The 17,738-nt window shown below is 72.6% G+C and carries 16 protein-coding genes; 6 read left to right on the top strand and 10 right to left on the bottom strand.

Annotated elements, in window-relative coordinates; genetic code table 11:
- Window positions 1-22 precede the first annotated feature (22 nt).
- Window positions 23-1,036 carry a helix-turn-helix domain-containing protein gene (locus Aau02nite_RS00430; RefSeq protein WP_212986251.1) on the top strand — a complete coding sequence of 338 codons (1,014 nt, stop codon included), beginning with the start codon at window positions 23-25 and terminating at the stop codon, window positions 1,034-1,036.
- On the opposite strand, the gene Aau02nite_RS00425 is transcribed toward Aau02nite_RS00430, so the two are convergent.
- Genes Aau02nite_RS00425 through Aau02nite_RS00410 form a run of 4 tightly spaced genes read right to left on the bottom strand, consistent with a single transcriptional unit; the run spans window position 958 to window position 5,897 of the window.
- Window positions 958-2,019 (bottom strand): hypothetical protein, encoded by a 1,062-nt coding sequence (locus Aau02nite_RS00425; RefSeq protein WP_212986250.1) that lies wholly within the window; start codon window positions 2,017-2,019, stop codon window positions 958-960. The two genes, Aau02nite_RS00430 and Aau02nite_RS00425, sit on opposite strands and share 79 nt — an antisense overlap.
- Window positions 2,009-2,641, bottom strand: coding sequence for a sugar transferase (locus Aau02nite_RS00420; protein ID WP_212986249.1), 633 nt, complete (start codon window positions 2,639-2,641; stop codon window positions 2,009-2,011). Before Aau02nite_RS00420 ends, Aau02nite_RS00425 begins: the two co-directional genes overlap by 11 nt.
- Window positions 2,638-3,894, bottom strand: a complete 1,257-nt coding sequence (locus tag Aau02nite_RS00415) for a nucleotide sugar dehydrogenase (protein WP_212986248.1) — start codon at window positions 3,892-3,894, stop codon at window positions 2,638-2,640. Before Aau02nite_RS00415 ends, Aau02nite_RS00420 begins: the two co-directional genes overlap by 4 nt.
- 29 nt (window positions 3,895-3,923) lie before the next feature.
- A complete protein-coding gene (locus tag Aau02nite_RS00410; RefSeq protein WP_212986247.1) occupies window positions 3,924-5,897 on the bottom strand; it encodes a polysaccharide biosynthesis protein in 1,974 nt (657 codons plus the stop codon).
- Window positions 5,898-6,305: 408 nt separating this feature from the next.
- Here Aau02nite_RS00410 and Aau02nite_RS00405 point away from each other — a divergent pair, with 408 nt between their 5' ends.
- On the top strand, window positions 6,306-7,406 hold the full coding sequence (locus Aau02nite_RS00405) for a glycosyltransferase (RefSeq protein ID WP_212986246.1): 1,101 nt from the start codon (window positions 6,306-6,308) through the stop codon (window positions 7,404-7,406).
- On the opposite strand, the gene Aau02nite_RS00400 is transcribed toward Aau02nite_RS00405, so the two are convergent.
- Window positions 7,382-7,978: a VanZ family protein gene (locus Aau02nite_RS00400; RefSeq protein WP_212986245.1), complete on the bottom strand. Its 597-nt coding sequence runs from the start codon at window positions 7,976-7,978 to the stop codon at window positions 7,382-7,384. The genes Aau02nite_RS00405 and Aau02nite_RS00400 overlap by 25 nt on opposite strands.
- 32 nt (window positions 7,979-8,010) lie before the next feature.
- Complete coding sequence (locus tag Aau02nite_RS00395) at window positions 8,011-8,616, bottom strand: response regulator transcription factor (RefSeq protein ID WP_212986244.1); 606 nt, start codon at window positions 8,614-8,616, stop codon at window positions 8,011-8,013.
- A gap of 526 nt (window positions 8,617-9,142) precedes the next feature.
- Between Aau02nite_RS00395 and Aau02nite_RS00390 the strand changes: the two genes are divergently transcribed.
- On the top strand, window positions 9,143-9,580 hold the full coding sequence (locus tag Aau02nite_RS00390; protein WP_246594791.1) for a phosphatase PAP2 family protein: 438 nt from the start codon (window positions 9,143-9,145) through the stop codon (window positions 9,578-9,580).
- On the opposite strand, the gene Aau02nite_RS00385 is transcribed toward Aau02nite_RS00390, so the two are convergent.
- Complete coding sequence (locus Aau02nite_RS00385) at window positions 9,561-10,742, bottom strand: PP2C family protein-serine/threonine phosphatase (protein WP_212986243.1); 1,182 nt, start codon at window positions 10,740-10,742, stop codon at window positions 9,561-9,563. The two genes, Aau02nite_RS00390 and Aau02nite_RS00385, sit on opposite strands and share 20 nt — an antisense overlap.
- 243 nt (window positions 10,743-10,985) lie before the next feature.
- On the opposite strand from Aau02nite_RS00385, the gene Aau02nite_RS00380 reads away from it, so the two are divergent.
- On the top strand, window positions 10,986-11,642 hold the full coding sequence (locus Aau02nite_RS00380) for a DUF3159 domain-containing protein (protein WP_212986242.1): 657 nt from the start codon (window positions 10,986-10,988) through the stop codon (window positions 11,640-11,642).
- Here Aau02nite_RS00380 and Aau02nite_RS00375 read toward each other — a convergent pair.
- Genes Aau02nite_RS00375 through Aau02nite_RS00365 form a run of 3 tightly spaced genes read right to left on the bottom strand, consistent with a single transcriptional unit; the run spans window position 11,607 to window position 14,547 of the window.
- Window positions 11,607-13,070: a glycosyltransferase family 2 protein gene (locus Aau02nite_RS00375; RefSeq protein ID WP_246594790.1), complete on the bottom strand. Its 1,464-nt coding sequence runs from the start codon at window positions 13,068-13,070 to the stop codon at window positions 11,607-11,609. The two genes, Aau02nite_RS00380 and Aau02nite_RS00375, sit on opposite strands and share 36 nt — an antisense overlap.
- Window positions 13,067-14,173: a HEAT repeat domain-containing protein gene (locus Aau02nite_RS00370; RefSeq protein WP_212986241.1), complete on the bottom strand. Its 1,107-nt coding sequence runs from the start codon at window positions 14,171-14,173 to the stop codon at window positions 13,067-13,069. Before Aau02nite_RS00370 ends, Aau02nite_RS00375 begins: the two co-directional genes overlap by 4 nt.
- The gene (locus Aau02nite_RS00365) at window positions 14,173-14,547 is read right to left on the bottom strand and encodes a response regulator transcription factor (protein ID WP_212986240.1); all 375 of its coding nucleotides are present in this window, start codon (window positions 14,545-14,547) and stop codon (window positions 14,173-14,175) included. The genes Aau02nite_RS00370 and Aau02nite_RS00365 overlap by 1 nt, the downstream gene beginning before the upstream one ends.
- A 143-nt stretch (window positions 14,548-14,690) precedes the next feature.
- Here Aau02nite_RS00365 and Aau02nite_RS00360 point away from each other — a divergent pair, with 143 nt between their 5' ends.
- Together Aau02nite_RS00360 and Aau02nite_RS00355 are read left to right on the top strand one after the other, a co-directional pair.
- Window positions 14,691-16,442: a sensor histidine kinase gene (locus Aau02nite_RS00360; RefSeq protein ID WP_212986239.1), complete on the top strand. Its 1,752-nt coding sequence runs from the start codon at window positions 14,691-14,693 to the stop codon at window positions 16,440-16,442.
- Window positions 16,443-16,451: 9 nt separating this feature from the next.
- Window positions 16,452-17,660, top strand: a complete 1,209-nt coding sequence (locus Aau02nite_RS00355; protein WP_212986238.1) for a pyridoxal phosphate-dependent aminotransferase — start codon at window positions 16,452-16,454, stop codon at window positions 17,658-17,660.
- Window positions 17,661-17,738: the final 78 nt, after the last annotated feature.

The raw sequence follows: 17,738 nt of genomic DNA, 5'->3' as shown, positions 1-17,738 counted from the left end.
GTATCGGTGTGAGGGAGGCCGGATGACGGTGCTGCTCGACACATCTCTGCTACCGGTGCGGCAACGCGCCGAGGCGGTGCGTTCGGCCATGACGTCCTCGGTGGCTCCGGCCGCCATCTCGGTCGCTCCGCCGGCGCAGGCCCGGATCTCGCACTGGTCGCTCGGTTCCGGCGCGGAGTTACTGCATCACGTGTCCAGCGGGCACCGGCTCACGCGTACGTCCCGGCACCTGCAGTCGGACAACCCCGAGCGGCTCTCCCTGGGCCTGCCGGTCAGCGGGTCGGTGCGGATGCGCCACCGGGACCTGACCGGCGGGGACCGCATCGGCGAGCTGCAGCTGACCGACCTCACCTCGCCGTACGACTTCCTGGTCGACGGGCCGTCGTGCGTACAGGCCGTCATCGTCGACTACGCCCGGCTCGGTGTCCCGGTCGACGCGGCCCGCACCGCGCTTCCCCGCCTGGCGGCCAGCCCGATGTACGAACTGGTCCGTCGCCACCTGTTCGAACTGCCCGTCCTGCTGGACCGGCTGGAACCGGACCCGGCGCTGACGATGCTGGGCTCCTCGACCGTCGAACTGGTGCGGGCCCTGATCGCCTCCGTCCTGGACGACGGCGCGTGGCTGCGCACCGTGGGCACCGGCACGCTGTTCACCCGCGTCACCGCGTACATCCGCCAGCATCAGCGCGACGCGGACCTCAGCGCCGCCCGGCTGGCCGCCGAGCACTCGGTGTCGGTGCGGACGCTGTACGCCGCCTTCGCGAAGGAGGGTGAGCAGGTCGCCGAATGGGTGATCCGGGGCCGGCTCCGCGGCGCGCACCGGGAACTCGCCGGTTCCCCGACCGCGACGGTGTCGTCGATCGCCCGGTCGTGGGGCTTCGCCAATGCCCGCCACTTCGCCCGCCGGTTCCGCGACGAGTACGGCCTGACACCTCAGGAGTGGCAGCGCAGCGCGAGTCAGGCCGCGGCCGGCGCGGCGGCGAACGCACCGAGCACCTCCGCCACCCGGCGCACGTCCCCGGGTCCGCATCGATGATCCACCGGCACCGTCAGGATCCGTGCCGCCAGGTCGGCCGCCTCCTCGTCCCCGCTCCACACTCCGCCCCGGTCCTGCCGCCAGTGCACCGGCGCGAAGATCCCGTGCCGCGCCAGATACGCCAGCAGCGCATCGCGGACCGGCTCGGACTCACACACCAGCTGCACCCGGAACGGCGCCGCACCGGCCGGCCCCCCGGTCAGCACCCGCCACGCCCCGCCACCAGCCGCCAGGGCATCCATCAGCGCGTACGCGTTACGGGTGCTCGCGGCGCGCAGCCCGGCCAGATCCAGCAGCGGTAGCACCGTAGCGGTCAGCGCGCTCGCCGGTCCCTCGCTGCCGAGCAGGGCGTGCTCGCCGCGCTGCTGCAGGGCCCGGAAGTCGTCCTTGGGTACTCCCCGGCCGTCCAGCCACGCGCCTTTGAGCAGCATCGCCACCAGTTTCAGCTGCGCGCCGGGGCTTTCCGCACCGCTGGGGCCGGGCAACATCAGTCCACGGGGGGACCACAGCAGGCCGCCGTCCGGCAGCGGCAGGGTCTTGCGCAGTGAGGCCACCGCGTACGGCGCCGTGCTGGTCCGGGCCCAGTCGCTGAACGGGTCGTGCGAGTGGTCCTCCACGACGGTGACGCCGGGATGGGCGCGCATCCACGCGTTCCAGGGCTCCGGACGGTCGCGGCCGAAGAGGTTCTGGGCCAGCACCACGTCGCCCGGCGCCGCGCGCAGGGTTTCCAGGCGTGGTCCCCGGTCGTCGGGCAGGTGCCGGTACCAGGTGATCGGCACGTCGGCGGACAGGGCTTCGGCGACTCCCATGCAGAAGAACGACGGCACGTGCAGTCGTCCCGGCGGGGCCAGTTCCCGCAGCAGGGTGCTCAGCGCCCCGCACCCGGTGGCGAACAGCTCGAAGCGTTGCGGCAGCGGGGATTGCGGTGTGGCGGCGATGGCGGCCGGGTCCCAGTGGAACTCCGAGCCGACCTCAGGCCGCACGGTCGAGATCCCGGGCCCGCTGGATGTTGAGCTCGTCGACGTGCACCGGGGCCTCGTCGCGGTGCAGGGTGGCGACGGTGCGCCAGAGGATGCGCAGGTCCAGCCGTACCGAGCGGTGGTCGACGTACCAGCGGTCCAGGGCGAAGCGCTGCGGCCAGTCGATGTCGTCGCGGCCGTTGATCTGGGCCCAGCCGGTGATGCCGGGCTTGACCTCGAGGCGCCGGGCGTCCTCGGCCGAGTAGTTCGCGACCTGCGGCAGCACGTCCGGGCGCGGCCCGACCAGGCGCATCTGCCCGCGCAGTACGTTCACCAGCTGCGGCAGCTCGTCCAGGCTGGTCCGGCGCAGGAAGCGGCCGCAGCGGGTGATCCGGGGGTCGTTCTCGACCAGGCCGAACGGGTCGCTGATGCCGAGCTGGGCGCTCAGCGCGACCGAGTCGTGGACCATGGTGCGGAACTTGAGCATCCGGAACGGGACGCCGCCGAGGCCGGCGCGGTCCTGCACGAACAGGATTCCCGGGCCGTCGGCGAGCCGGATCCAGGCCGCGATCGCCAGGATCACCGGTGACAGCAGGATGAGGGCGACGGCGGCGGCCAGCCGGTGGATACCACCTGAGAAGGTCATAGCGACTCCACATTCGGTCCGGTGAGGCGGTGCCGGGTGTCCAGCACGTAACGGGCGTGCTCGACCACGAGGTCCAGGTCGAAGGCGTCGTGGTCGGCCAGCACGATGACGGCGTCGGCCGCGGCGATCTGCTCGGCGGTGCCGGCGACCCGCACCACCCGGCGGTCCACGTGGGCGTCCTCGACCACGTGCGGGTCGGCCGCGCGTACCTCGGCCCCCATGTCCAGCAGCAGGGAGGCGACCCGCCGGGCCGGCGACTCGCGGGCGTCGCCGCTGTTCTTCTTGTACGCCAGCCCGAGCAGCAGCACGGTCGAGCCGTTGACCGGCTTGCGCCGCTGGTTGAGCGCGCCGACCAGGCGGCGCACGACGTAGTCGGGCATGTGGTTGTTGATGTCGTTGGCCAGCTCGACGAAGCGGAAGCTCTGGCCCAGCGTCCGCTGCACCCGCCAGGACAGGTACGACGGGTCGATCGGCAGGCAGTGCCCGCCGACGCCGGGCCCGGGCACGAACGGCATGTAGCCGAACGGCTTGCTCGACGCCGCCTCGATCGCCTCCCAGACGTCGATGCCGAGGTCGTGGGCGAACACCGCCAGCTCGTTGATCAGCGCGATGTTGACGTGCCGGAAGGTGTTCTCCATGAGCTTGGCCAATTCGGCGACCTTGGGATCGGAGACCGGCACGGTGTGCTCGACGACCGAGGCGTAGAAGGCCTGTACCCGTTGCAGCGACTCGGGGTTGATGCCGGAGACGACCTTGGGGGTGGTGACCAGGTTCCAGGTGCGGTTGCCCGGGTCGATGCGCTCGGGGCTGTAGCCGAGGTGGAAGTCGACCCCGGCGATGAGGCCGGAGCCCTCCTCCAGCAGCGGTGCCACCAGGTCGGTGGTGGTGCCCGGGTAGGTGGTCGACTCCAGCGCCACGATGGCGCCCGGGCGCAGGTAGCGCGCCAGGGTGCGGGCGGACTGCTCGATGTAGTTGAGGTCGGGGGTGCCCTCGCGCAGCGGGGTCGGCACCGCGATGACCGCCACGTCGAAGCCGGCGCACGAGCGCGGGTCGGCCGACGGGTGGAACGAGCCGGCGTCGAGGATCTCCTGCAGCTCCGCCGACGACACGTCGTCCACGTAGGACTCGCCGGCGGCGAGGCGCTTGATGCGTTCCTCGTCGACGTCGAAGCCGACGACCGAGTGGCCCACCTGGGCGGCGCGGACCGCCAGGGGCAGCCCCACGTATCCCTGACCGGCGATGACGACCCGCATGGGCGTGTTCCCTTCCTGCGCGGGGCGGCTCACGGCTGCCGTCCCGGGCGTACGGTGTATTCGGGCTGCCGCGGCGCGGTGGTCTTGTTGCGGGCGCCCGGCCGGCGCCCGTTGCGGGTCATCGGGACCGGCGGCGGGTTCTCCCGGGCCGGGGACAGCGCCGGGCTCTCGGCGAGCCAGCGCAGCACGGCGATCAGGTCCTTGCGCGGCACGGTGGGATCCAGCAGCGAGAGCACGGCACCGTCCAGCGGGGGCACCGGCGCCTGCGAGATCAGCGGGTGGTGCGGGCGGTGGTCCGGCTCGTCCGGGCCGAGCAGAACCTCCGCCAGCTTCTCGCCGGGACGCAGGCCGGTGTAGACGATCTGGATGTGCCGTTCCGCCGCGTCGGCGATCCGGCGGGCGACGTCGTGGATGCGCACCGGCTCGCCCATGTCCAGCACCAGCACCTCGCTGGAGCTGTCGATCGCGCCGGCCTGGATGACCAGGCGGACGGCCTCCTGCACGGTCATGAAGTAGCGGGTCATCTCGGGGTGCGTGACGGTGATCGGCCCGCCCGCCTCGACCTGCGCGGCGAAGGCGGTCAGCACCGAGCCGCGGCTGCCCAGCACGTTGCCGAAGCGCACGCTGCAGTAGGTGCCGTGGGCGGCCTCGTCGGCCGCCGCGGTGAGCCGTTCGGTGATCCGCTTGGAGTAGCCGAGCACGCTGACCGGTTCGGCGGCCTTGTCGGTGGAGATGTTCACCAGCCGGTCGACGCCGTGGCGCAGGGCCGTCTGCAGGATCTGGTACGTGCCGACGATGTTGGTCTTGAGCGCCTCGGACGGGTGCATCTCCAGCAGCGGCAGGTGCTTGAGGGCGGCCGCGTGGAACACCACCTGGGGCCGGTGCTCGGCGAAGACCTCGTCGAGGCGCTGCTGGTCGCGGATGTCGGCGACGACCAGGTTGCGGTCGTCGAGCATGCCCCGGCCGTCCAGGGAGAGCTGCACGGCGTGCAGGCCCGACTCGTCGCGGTCGAGCATGACCAGCTGGGCCGGGTGGAAGCGGGCGACCTGGCGGCACAGCTCGGAGCCGATCGAGCCGCCGGCCCCGGTGACCAGCACCCGGCGGCCCTGCAGGTAACCGGCCACCGCGGCCAGGTCGATGCCGATCTCGCGGCGCCCGAGCAGGTCGGCGTGGCTGACCGGCCGGATGTCCTCCACGCTGACGGTACGACCGAACAGCTCCACGACCGGCGGGACCACCTTCAGGTCGACGTTGAGCGGTTCGGCCAGCTCGGTCAGCTCGCGGACCAGGTCGGCGCTCGCGCTGGGGATGGCGATCAGCACCGCGTCGGCGCTGTAGCGGCGGACCACCTCGGCCATCGCCTGGCGGTTGCCGGCCACCGGCACACCCATCACCCGCAGCGTGCGCTTGGCCGGGTCGTCGTCGAGCAGCGCGACCGGCACGTACGGGCTGAACGGGCTGCGCAGCATCGCGCGGATGACCTGGGTGGCGCCCTCACCCGCGCCCATCACCACCACCCGGGTGCCCGGCTCGGGCGACGGGCGCAGCCGCTGGTCGTTGAGCAGACGGACGGCGTAGCGCACGCCGGCGGTCAGCACCAGAGCGATCAGGCCGGCCGCGATGATGGCCGAGCGCGGCACGAGCCGGCCGAGCAGCGTGTCCAGCACGAAGATCACCGGGGTGGCCACGAGCGCCGTCTTGGCCAACGCGGCGATCTCCTCGAAGCAGCCGTACGACCAGCGCCCGGTGTAGAGGCCGAAACGCAGCCCGGCCACGGTGTGCACGACCGCGGCGAAGCACGCCAGCGCCAGCAGCGGGAGCAGATGGACGTGGCCGAAGTCGCCGTCGTGGCGCAGCAGGGTGGCGATCAGCAAGGCCAGGCCCAGCGCGGCCGCATCGACGCCGGCCCGGGCCACCCGGCCGGGTGCCACCATGCGTAACCAGGGCGCCCCGGCCCGCCGGCCACCCGCGGTGGCGTCGGGCGCTGCTCGCCGTACCTGCATGGATTTCCTCCCTGGACGGATACCGGCGGTGGACGGCCGCGGTGGGAACTGGCAAGGAAAAGGGAGCGCGCGCCGCACCAATAGCTGACGGAATTGCGCGTGCCGCTCGTCGCTCGTCGCTTTTTCAGCGCTTGCGAATAGAGCGTGCCAGTCGCGCCAGATCGATCACAGTAGCAATTGTCACGGCCTACATGAGCGTCGTTCACGTTCGGCACCCGGGGTGATCGCGGCCCCTCGATCGCTTGCTGGGCAGGCACTTTCGGAGCGCTGATACCTCCGTTCGGCCGGGCCGGGAATGCGTTTTGCGCGCTCGGTCGCATTCATGTTCGGCATGACATCTGCGACTTTCATTGTCTGCTGCGGCTCTGGCAGCGTCGTCAGTGCGCCGTGTCACCGAAGGAGGGGAAAATGAGGGTGCTGCACGTCATCGGCACCTTGGCAGCCGGCGGGGCCGAGCAACAGTTGCGCCTGCTGGTGCCTCGACTGCCGCACGACTGCGAGGTGGTCACCCTGGCGCGGCCGGGGCCGCTCGCGACAGCCATGCGTTCCACCGGTACGGCCGTGCACGAGCTCGGCACCGACCGCGGCCCGGCCACGATCGTGCGGCTGCGCCGGCTCATCCGACTCGGCCGCTTCGACGTCGTGCACACCCACCTCTACCGCGCCTGCGTGCAGGGCCGGTTCGCCGCCCGGCTGGCCGGCGTGCGGCCGGTCGTCGCCACCGCGCATCACCTGAGCGCACGGTTCGTCGAGGACCGCCCGGCGTCCGGCCGCGTCCGGGCGCTCTACCTCGCCGGCGAGCGCGCCGGGCAGGCCACGATCGCGGTGACTCCGGCGGTCGCCGGCCGGCTGCGCGCCTGGGGTGTGCCGGACGCGCGGATCACCGTCATTCCCAAGGCGGTGGACGCGGCCGAGTTCCGCTTCGACCCGGCTCTGCGGGCGGCGGCCCGGGCCCGGCTGGAGATCGCCGAGGGCGTCCCCGTCGTCGGCGGTGTGGGCCGGCTGGAGCACGGCGGAGGTTTCGACCGGCTGATCCGGGCGGTCGGCGAGCTGCCCGGGATCACTCTGCTGCTGGTCGGCGACGGCCCGGCCCGGGTCGCACTGCAGCGGCTCGCGGTCATCGAGGGCCTGGCCGACCGGGTCCGGTTCGCCGGCACCGTGGGCCACGCGCGGGAGATGCTCTGCGCGATGGACGTCTTCGCGTCACCGTCCGGCCCGGGCACCGCCGGGCTCGTGGTGCTCGAAGCCCTGGCCGCCGGCCTGCCCGCGCTGTACGCGACCTGCCCGCCGCTGGACGAACTGGCCGCGGCCCGGACCGACCTCGACGGCGCCCACCGGCTCTCCCCGCGCGATCCGCAGTCGCTGGTCCGGGCGCTGCGCACCGAAGTCCTCTGTCACCGCGAACGCCACGGCGCCCGGCTGCCCGCCCGCTCGGCCGGTGACCGCTACAGCGCCGCCGCCGTGGCCGCCTCGGTCTCCGGGCTCTACGACCGGGTCGCGGGACGGTGAACCGGCGCCACCGCGGGCTCGGCGTCCACCAGCGACCAGCGGCGCACCAGCTCACGGACCCGCGCCGAGCCCAGGGCCCGCCAGAAGATCGCGAAACCGAGCCAGGCGCCCAGCGTGTTGGCCGTCAGGTCGTTCACGTCGGCCCACCGGTTGCCGTGCCAGGCCAGGCAGATGACCGCCTGGACGACCTCGATGGCCAAGCTGATCAGGAAACCCGTCAGCACCACCCGGCGGCGCTCGCGCAGGCCGGCCACCAGGTACAACAGGGCCGCCAGCGGCAGCGTCATCACGATGTTGAGCAGGAAGTCGTCGACCCGCATGGTGACCAGCGGGACCAGGATGATCCGGTAGAACTCCGGCGGCCCGGCGCCTGGACCCCAGGCCAGATGCAGCGGCAGCAGGGTCGCGCCGGCCACGGCCACCGCGTACCAGCCGGCGATCCAGGCGGTGACCAGGCGGCGGGCGCTGAGCCGGCCGCGCCGGTGCAGCAGCACCCAGGACACGATCATGAGCACGCCGCCCAGCGGCAGCAGGATGGGCAGCGCCGGCACGTCGAGCTGATGGAATGGCATCCCGGTCAACGGTACGTGCCCCGCCGGGCCCTTCAGCGCAGCCAGCCGTCCTTGCGGGCGATCCGGATGGCGTCCAGGCGGTTGCGGGCACCGGTCTTGGTGATGACGGCGGACAGGTAGTTGCGGACCGTACCGCCGGACAGGTAGAGCCGGCCGGCGATGTCGTTGACCGACTCCCCCTCGGCGGCCAGTCCGAGCACCTCGAGCTCGCGGGTGCTCAGGCCCCGGTCGGTGTTGAGCGAGGCGGCCTGCAGCAGGGGTGACACCACGCGTTCGCCCGCGGCCAGGCGGCGCACGGAGTCGGCCAGCACCGCCCCGGAGACGTCCTTGAGCAGGAAGTTGAGCGCGCCGGCCCAGCGCCGCGGCGGAAGCATGCCGCGCTTGGCCGGGTCGCACAGCAGCAGCATGGCGCAGGACGGGATGGTGGCGTGCAGCTCGGCCGCCATCGGCAGCACCTGACTGACCATGTACTCGGTGTCGATGACGATCACCGTCGGCCACAGCTCCGCCGCCCGCTGCGCGAGATCACCGGCGAACGGCAGGGTGCCGACGTAATGCAGGTCAGGCTTGGATTCCAGGAGTACCCGTACCGGGACACCGAAATATCCCTCGTCTCGTACCACCGCGACCCGGATCATCGCACCACCCTTCAGCGAGGGACGCCCGGCACCGGGCCGGGTCGTCCACTTGTCGGGGCCTGCCTACTCCCACAGGTCTACTTCGGAGACGCCAGCACGGTGGATCGCCCATCGGGATCGACAAATTCGCACGTACGGTTGTTGAGACGACGGTTTCGGCAGCTCAAGACGCATTTATGCCAATGAGTTCGCCATGGGCCGACCGACGTCAACCTATCGCTGAGACCGGTCGCCGACACCTGGGTTAGCCGATCGACCGAGGTAAGTCTGCCGGATCTTCACCGCCGGCAACCGTATTGACGCGTTGCGTGAGCTCCCCCACGGATGCGAAAACCGGCGTTGTCACATTTACTCGGGACAAGCCGGAAAGGCGGGTGTAGTTTCGCGCGGGAACACCCACGGGTAATGCGCCGGCCATGGCAGATATCGCGGTTCAGGCTCTCAAACGGGTGTTCCTCCCCGTCGCCGTGTTGCTCGGCGTCATGATCGCCCTGGGTCTGCTCGTCACCAAGGTCATGATGAATCTGTGGCCGTTCACGATCGAGGGCCGATCTTCCTCTGCGCCGCGGTCTGCGCCCAGGCCGTCGTCTTCTACCTGACCACGCTGGTCATCGACCGGCCCCGGCCGGACGTGGAGAAGATGGACGTCTCGCCGCCGACATCGAGCTTCCCGTCCGGGCACACCTCCGCCGCGGTCGCGCTCTACCTCGGCCTGGCCGTGATCCTGTTCCGGGTGGCCAACCGCACCCGGCTCAAGCGGGCCGCCTGGCTGCTGCTGCTCGTACCCGTCGGCGTGGCCCTGACCCGGATGTACCGCGGCATGCACCACCCCAGCGACGTGGTCGCGTCGTTCCTCAACGGCGGCATCTGCGTGCTGGTCATGGCCCGCGCCGTGCTGGACCGCACCGGCATCCGCGCACCCCGCCCCGGGCCGGGGCGGCGGCTCACCACGGCGAAGGCGTGACGACCGGCGACGGCTGCCACTGCACCAGGGCAGCCGTCGCGTCGTCGCGCAGCTCACCGTTCTCGTAGGACACGATCGCGTGGATCAGCTTGCGCATCGTCTCGGCCGGTGAGCCCTGAGCCATCGCCTCGACGATGAAGGCGGCGAGCCGGTCCAGCCCGAACAGTTCCCCGTCGGCCGAGCGCGCCTCGGTGATCCCGTCGGTGTAGAGCATCAGCGTGTCCCCCGGCTCGAGCAGCAGCTCGGTGACGCCCGGCTGACGCGGCAGCATGTGCCCGAGCCCCAGCGGCAACGCCGTCGGCGTGGGCAGCGCCGGCAGCGCCAGGCCACCGCGGATGTGCAGCTCGGCGGGGTGCCCTGCGGCGATCCGGCGGTACCGGCCGGTGCCGGTGTCGAGCTCACCGAGCAGGGCGGTGACGAACGCGCCGGGATACTGCGCGCGGATCCACTTGTCGATCGAGCGGTACGTGTCGGCCAGATCCAGCCCGGAACGCCGGGCGTTGCGGTACGTGTTCAGAGTCAGCGTCGTCAGCGCACTCGCACTGATCCCGTGCCCGACGGTGTCGAAGAGGGCGACGTGCACGATGTCACCGTTCGCCGCGTAGTCGAAGGCGTCGCCGCCCACGTCGTAGCAGGGCTCCAGGACCGCGGTGACCAGCGCACCGTTCGCGGCGAAGGTCAGCGGCGGCAGCTGGTTCCAGATGATCTCGGCGGCCAGCTGCATCGGCAACCGGCGCCGGGTGCGCTCCACCGCGTCACCGTAGAAGCGCCGGCTCGCGATCAGCTCCGCGACCAGCGCGGCGATCACCCCGAAGTCACGCTGCTCGCGGTCACCGGGAGCCTCACGCAACCACACCTCGAGCACGCCGAGGCGCTCCGCGCCGTGCAGCAGCGGCAGCCAGAGACAGGTCTTCTCGCTGGTCGTCTCCGCGGTGCAGAAGGCGTGCCCGGCGAGCGTCCCGTCCACCGGGCGCGGCTTGAGACTGCCCGACGTGCCGTGCAACGGCCACAGTGACAGCTGCTCGTAGTCGACCAGCAGCACGGTGACGCTGACGGCGTCGAGCAGTGGCGCGACCTCGCTGAGCGCCGTCGGCAGATCCTCCGGCCGGCTGCGATAGCGCAAGTCGAGCAGTCGCCGTACCGCTTCCATCGAGTCGGACACCCGGATCACCCCCGCCATGCCCTTCCCCGGACAAAGCCCCGGCCAATCCCCGCGCAGCTCGCCGCGTCGCCCGCTGGTGGCAACAACCGAGGATGTCCCACGTCCTGGCCCTCCCCGTACCGCCGCTGACCGAGCCTCACCGTAGCGCGCCCCCGGCCGGATCACAGAACCGGCGGACCACCCGGTGCCCTCGATGCCCCCTCCTGCCGGTTAGGCTGGCCTAAGTCGAGAGCGGGGTGGGACGTGGCGCAACCGGAGTCGCTGGCCGATCTGCTGGGCGGGCGGCGGGCCGCGCTCGACGCGACCGTGCCCCCGGTCGTCTTCGTCGCCGGGTGGCTGGCCGGCGGCCGTTCGATCTGGGTCGGTGCCGGCGCCGCTATCGTCGCCGCGCTGCTGGTCGCCGGGTGGCGGCTGCGCCAGGGTGACAAACCGCGGGCGGTCCTGATCGGGCTGCTCGGGGTCGGCGTCGCCGCGCTCATCGCCCTGCGTACCGGCCGGGCCGAGGACTTCTTCCTGGTGCAGATCGTCACGAACGCCGCCAGCGCGCTGGCCTGGGCGGTCAGCATTGTCATCCGGTGGCCGTTGCTGGGTGTCATCGTCGGTGCGGTGCTGGGGCAGAAGACCCGCTGGCGGCGTGACCCGGCGCTGTTGCGGGCGTACTCGCTGGGCAGCTGGGTGTGGGTCGCGCAGTATCTCGTGCGGCTCGCCGTCTTCGTGCCGCTCTGGGCGGCCCACGCGGTGGTGGCGCTGGGCATCGCCCGGGGCGTGCTCACCTGGCCGCTGGTGGCCGCCTGTCTGGCGGTGAGCTGGTGGGTGATCCGGCGCAGCCTGCCCGACGGGCACCCCGGCCTGCGGCATCCGCGCTCAGCGGTCGACGCCCACGCTGACGGGCTCGGCTGACTCCCGGCCGGTGTCGAAGCCGGTGCGGTGCATCACGCCCCACTCGGCCCGGCGCCCGTGCAGGGCGCCCAGGGCGCCCCGGACCTGCCAGACCGCGAGGATCTGCCGGTAGCCGAAGTTCTCCAGGATCGCCGCCAGCACGCCGCGCACCAGATCGCCCCAGCGGGGGTAGCGGTGGAACGAGACCTCCTCGATGAACAGTGCGGCCAGGCTGACCAGCAGCCCGTAGCCGTAGGCGACCAGCACGAAGCGCCAGACGAAGGCCAGGTCGACGGCACCCACCCAGAGGCCGAGCGGCAGCAGCACCAGCGCGGCGAGCTCGACGAACGGCGCCAGCAGCTCGAAGACCACGTAGTACGGCAGCGCGATCAGCCCGATCCGGCCGTACCGCGGGTTGGCGATCATGCCGCGGTGCTTGCGCAGGATCTCGGCGATGCCGCGGTGCCAGCGCCGCCGCTGGCGGCCCAGCACCCGCAGGCTGGACGGCGCCTCGCTCCAGCTGACCGGCTCGGCGACGAAGATGACCCGGTAGTCCTGGCGCCGCCGGCGCAGGTGATGGTGCAGCCGCACGACCAGCTCGGCGTCCTCGCCGATGGTGTCGGTGGCCATGCCGCCGATCTCGACGACCAGATCGCGGCGGAAGACGCCGAACGCGCCGGAGATCACCACCAGGCCGCCGAGGCGCGACCAGCCGGTGCGGCCCATCAGGAACGCGCGCAGGTACTCGACCACCTGGATGCGGACCAGCCACTGCCGCGGCATCCGGACGTCGACCACGCGACCGCCGACCACCTTGCAGCCGTTCGCGATACGCACCACACCGCCGCACGCCGCCACCCGCAGCGGGTCGTCACCGAAGGGCTTGGCCACCGACAGCAGCGCGTCCGGGTCGAGCACCGAGTCGGCGTCGACCATGCAGATCAGCGGGTGCCGGGCCAGGTTGATGCCGACGTTGAGCGCGTCGGCCTTGCCGCCGTTGGTCTTGCGGACCACGGTCAGGGTCTCCGGGTTGGCCCGGGCGACGTGCACGGAGAGCACCCGGGAGTGGTACGGCACCTCGCCGGGCACCACCCGCGGCACCTCGACCAGGTCGAACTCGGCCCGCAGCCGCTCGAAGGTGTCGTCGCCGGAGCCGTCGTCGACGACCACCACCTCGTAGCGCGGATAGCGCAGCGCGGTCATGGCCGTCACCGCCGCGACGATCCCCGGCCCCTCGTTGTACGCCGGCACGATCACCGACACGGGCAGCGTCAGCGGGCTGCGGAACATGTCGTCGGCCCCGGCGAACGGCGCCCGCCGCAGGTGCCGGCCGAACTCCAGCCCGGCCAGCACGATCAGCACCAGGTAGCTGCTGTTGAGCGCGATGAAGTACACGAAGATCGTGACGTCGGTGTAGCGCAGGATGTCGCGGATGACCTCGGCCGTCACGCCCCGGCCCCCACGCGTTCGCCGTGCTCGGCGCCGACCCGTGACAGCGCCAGGGCCTCCTGGGCGTGGCTGGCGGAGGCCGACGGCCGCGCGTGGGCCCCGGCCTGCGTGCGCTCGGACTCGATCGCGTCGGCGAGCGCGCCGGCGCCGGCCGGGCCGAGCCGCCGCAGGGCGTGCGCGGCCTCGTGGGCGACCTGGAACTCGTCGTCGCCGAGCAGGTCGGCCAGGATCGGCACCGCGCTGGGGGCGCCCAGCTCCCCCAGGGCCCGGGCCGCAGCCGCCCGCAGCGCCGCGGGCCGCGACGGGCTCAGCGCCTGCTGCAGCGGTTCGAGGGCACCGCGGGTGCCGAGCTTGCCCAGGTTGGTCGCGGCGGCCACCCGGACGTCCAGGTAGCTGTCCTCGCGCAGCACCCGGGCCATCCGGTGCACGGATCCGGTGGCGCCGAGCAGTCCGAGCGCGTCCAGGCAGACGGCGCGGACCCGGGCCTGCGGATGGTCGAGGGCGGCCGAGAGCGTCACCTCGGCCTCGGCGCCGAGCTGCACCAGCGTGTGGGTGGCCAGCAGCGAGGGCACCGGGTCGGAGCGGTCCAGGCTGGCGATGATGCGCCAGGCGGCGGCCGGATCACCGATGCGGCCCAGCGCGCGGACGGCCACGACGCGGACCTCGTCGTGCCGGTCGGTGAGCAGCCGGCACAGCTCCGGCACGGCCTGGCGCAGCTCGAGGTCGCCGAGCACCTGGGCGGCCCGGGCCCGCTTGACCCGGCTGCGCGAGTGCAGGTCGCCCAGGGCCGTACGGGCGATGCCCCGCTGCAGGAAGACGGAGACCAGCGCGAGGTGCGCCTCGCCGCGCAGCTTGCCGAGCAGCGCCAGGGCACCGGGCTCAGCGGCCCGCCAGGCGTCGTCGGGGATGGCGACCAGCTCCTGGGCCCCGTGCTCGCCGTTGTCGGCGACGAAGGCCAGCAACGCCTGGCGTGGCCCGGCGGCCAGGGCGGCCCGGCGGCGCTGCCGGACCTTGCGGAACACCCGTACCCCGACGATCGCGAGCACGGTCACGGCGACGACACCGGCCAGCACTTCGAGCACGACAGTGAACAGGCCCAGCATCAGCTGTTCACCCGGGCCAGCGCGGCCTCCACCCGTTCCTGCAGGTCACGGGGGCTGAACGGCTTGACGATGTACTCGGTGGCGCCGGCCGCGTACCCCAGCTCGAGGTCCTGCGGCCGCGACCGCGCGGTGAGCATGATGATCGGGACGGTCGCCGGCAGCGGCCCGGCACGCAGCTCACGGCAGACCTCGATGCCCGACATCCGGGGCATCCGCACGTCCAGCAGCACCAGGTCGGGCGGGTTCTCCCGGGCGGCGCGCAGCGCGGCGAGCCCGTCGGCCACGTCGACCACGTCGAAGCCGCCCTTGGTGAGCTTGTACGACACCAGGTGGCGGATGTCCGGATCGTCTTCGACGAGGAGGATCGTGCTCATCGTCCTCCACTCCACGCGGTCCGGCCAGCCTCTGCGTTGCCGAATATATCCGTTATGCGAGCATCTTCGCCGGGAACGGGAGCAATGCGGCAACCCCGGGTGCGGCCTCTCAACCGCCCCGGGCCGCCGTCGATAGAGGGGGCGTGAATATCCGGAAGGTGGCCGGCTCCCCCGGCCGGCGCCGCGTCGCCCTCGCCGCCACCGTCCTGACCCTCGGGGTCGGCACCGGTGCGGCGGCGGCCGGCGGGCTCGCCGCGACCGCGCGGGACGCCGGCACCGCGGCGCTCGCGCTGCGGACCGCGAGCGTGCGCGGCGCCCTGGACACGACCTTCCAGCGGTACGCGGACACGATGCACGACCTCGTCGCGGCCGCCGCCACCCAGCCCACCGGCTCGCTGGCCCCCACGGTGGCGCGCATCGCCGGCGAGCGCCTGCCCGGCGCCCACCAGATCGTGGTGGTCGGCGCCGACCACGGCGTACGCGCCCAGCACACCCTCGACGGCAGCACCCCACCGGCGCGTACGGTCCTGTCCGCCGAGCCGGAGCTGGCCCGCGGCCTGGCCGTGGCCCGCGACAGCGGCCGGCTCGTGGCCAGCCCCGCACACGTGCTGCCCGCCGACCTCGGCCTGCCGCCGGCCCACCGCCAGCCGGCGTTCCAGCTCATCGCGCCGGTGCACGACCGCGAGTTCCGCGGCTGGGTCGTGCTCGCCGTCCGGGCACCGGACCTGCTGCGCGAGTCGCTGCGCGGCGCCGGCGTCACCGGCGTGGCCACCGTGCTCACCGAGACCTCCCCGGACGGCGTGACCCACGAGATCGCCCGCTGGGCCGAGGGCGGCGACCCGGCCGGGGACGCGAGCGGCACCGTCGACGTCGCGACCGCCGGTCACACCTGGCAGGTACGGGTCCACCCGACGACCGCGTTGATCAGCGCCGCCCGGGCCGCCGCGGCGCCGTTCACCCTGCTCGGTGCCGCCCTGATCAGCCTGCTGGTCGCCGTGGTTCTGCTGGCCGCCGACCGGGGCCGCACCCGGGCCGAGGCGCGGGCCCGGCAGGCCGCCGCCGACCGCCGCGCCGACCGGGACCGGCACCGGGCCGAGCTCGCCCGCCACCAGGCCGCCCAGCAGGAGCTGCGGGAGCAGGCGCTGGCCGCCGAGCAGCAGCTGCGCGCACAGGAGGAGGAACTCGCCGGCTTCGCCCGCGCGGCCGCCGACCACCTGCACGCCCCGCTGCACACCATCGCCGGCTTCACCGAGCTGCTGCTGGAGGACACCGACGCAGCGCTCGACCCGGCCACGCGCGGCTTCCTGGACCGCATCGGCCGCAGCTCCGACCGGATGCTGAAGCTGGTCGGCGACCTGCTGACGTACTCGACCACGAGCGACACCGCCCTCAAGCCCGGACCGGTCGATGCGGGCGGACTCGCTCTGGGCGTCGTGGCCGCCCGCCTCGACCACGTCGACGGCGAACGACCCAGCATCGACGTGGGTGAGCTGCCGCCGGTCACCGCCGACCCGGACCTGCTCGGTGAGCTGCTCAGCCAGCTCGTCGGCAACGCGGTGCGCTTCGTCCGGCACGGTACGGCCGCCCGGGTGACCGTGACCGCCCGCGAGCACGCCCCCGGCCGGGTGCGCATCGAGGTCGCGGACCGCGGGATCGGCGTACCGGAGGACCACCGCACCCGGATCTTCGCGCCGTTCCACCGGGCGCCCGCGGCCGAGGGCTTTCCCGGCACCGGGCTCGGCCTGGCCGTCTGCCGCAAGATCGTCGCCCTGCACGGCGGTGAGCTGGGCGTCGAGCCCAACCCGGGCGGGGGCAGCATCTTCTGGTTCACCATGGCCGCCTCCCCGGTGGCCCCGGCCCCCGGACCCGAGCTGCTGGCCGCCGACCTGGCCTAGGCTGGCCGCATGGTCGAGCAGGCGAGCAGGCTCAAGAACGTCCGGTACGACATCCGTGGCCCGGTGCTGCGCCGCGCCCAGGAGCTGGAAGCCGCGGGGCACCGCATCCTCAAGCTCAACCTGGGCAACCCGGCTCCCTGGGGACTGAGCACACCGGAGCCGATCGTCGCCGACATGGTGATGCACCTGGGCGACGCCGAGGGCTACAGCGACGCGCGGGGCATCTACTCCGCCCGGGTCGCCGTCGCGCAGTACTACCAGACCCTCGGGGTCGAGAATGTGCAGCCCGACGACGTGTTCCTGGGCAACGGCGTCTCCGAGCTGATCGTGATGTCGCTGCAGGCGCTGCTCAACACCGGCGACGAGGTGCTCGTGCCGAGCCCGGACTATCCGCTGTGGACCGGCGCGGTGACGCTGTGCGGCGGGCGGCCGGTGCACTACCGCTGCGACGAGACCCAGGACTGGGCGCCCGACCTGGAGCACGTGGCCGCCCAGGTCACGCCGAACACCCGGGCCATCGTGATCATCAACCCGAACAACCCCACCGGCGCGGTGTACTCCCGGGAGACCCTGCTGGGCCTGCTGGAGATCGCCCGGCGCCACCACCTGCTGGTCCTGGCGGACGAGATCTACGACAAGATCCTGTACGACGACGCGAAGCACGAGTGCGCCGCCGCGCTCGCGCCGGACCTGCTCGTGCTGACCATGAGCGGGCTGTCCAAGGCGTACCGGGCGGCCGGCTTCCGGTCGGGCTGGATGGCGGTCAGCGGGCCGACCACCCACGCCTCGGAGTACCTGGAGGGCCTGCAACTGCTGGCCAACATGCGGCTGTGCCCGAACGTGCCGGCCCAGCACGCCGTGCAGACCGCACTCGGCGGCTTCCAGAGCATCACCACGCTGATCCGACCGGGCGGGCGCCTGTACGAGCAGCGCAACCACGCCTGGCGCAAGATGAACGAGATCCCGGGCGTGACCTGCGTCCGCCCGGCCGGCGCACTGTACCTCTTCGCCCGGCTGGACCCCGAGGTCCACAAGATCCGCGACGACCAGAAGATGATCATCGACCTGCTGGAACAGCAGCTGATGCTGCTCTCCCACGGCACCGGCTTCAACCTGCCCACCCCGGACCACCTGCGGATGGTCTTCCTGGCCCCGGTCGACGTGCTCGACGACGCCACCGACCGGCTCCGCCGTTTCCTCGAGACATACCGCCAGTAGCCACCGGCACCACCGGCCCCGCCATCCGTCCGCTCAGCGCGGAACTCGCCCGTTCTGCCTGCTCAGCCCTGATACGCC

Source organism: Actinoplanes auranticolor (assembly GCF_018332655.1).
GTDB classification, from domain to species: domain Bacteria; phylum Actinomycetota; class Actinomycetes; order Mycobacteriales; family Micromonosporaceae; genus Actinoplanes; species Actinoplanes auranticolor.
The sequence above is the reverse complement of the archived record's forward strand: the minus strand, read 5'-3'. Positions and strand labels throughout refer to the sequence as shown.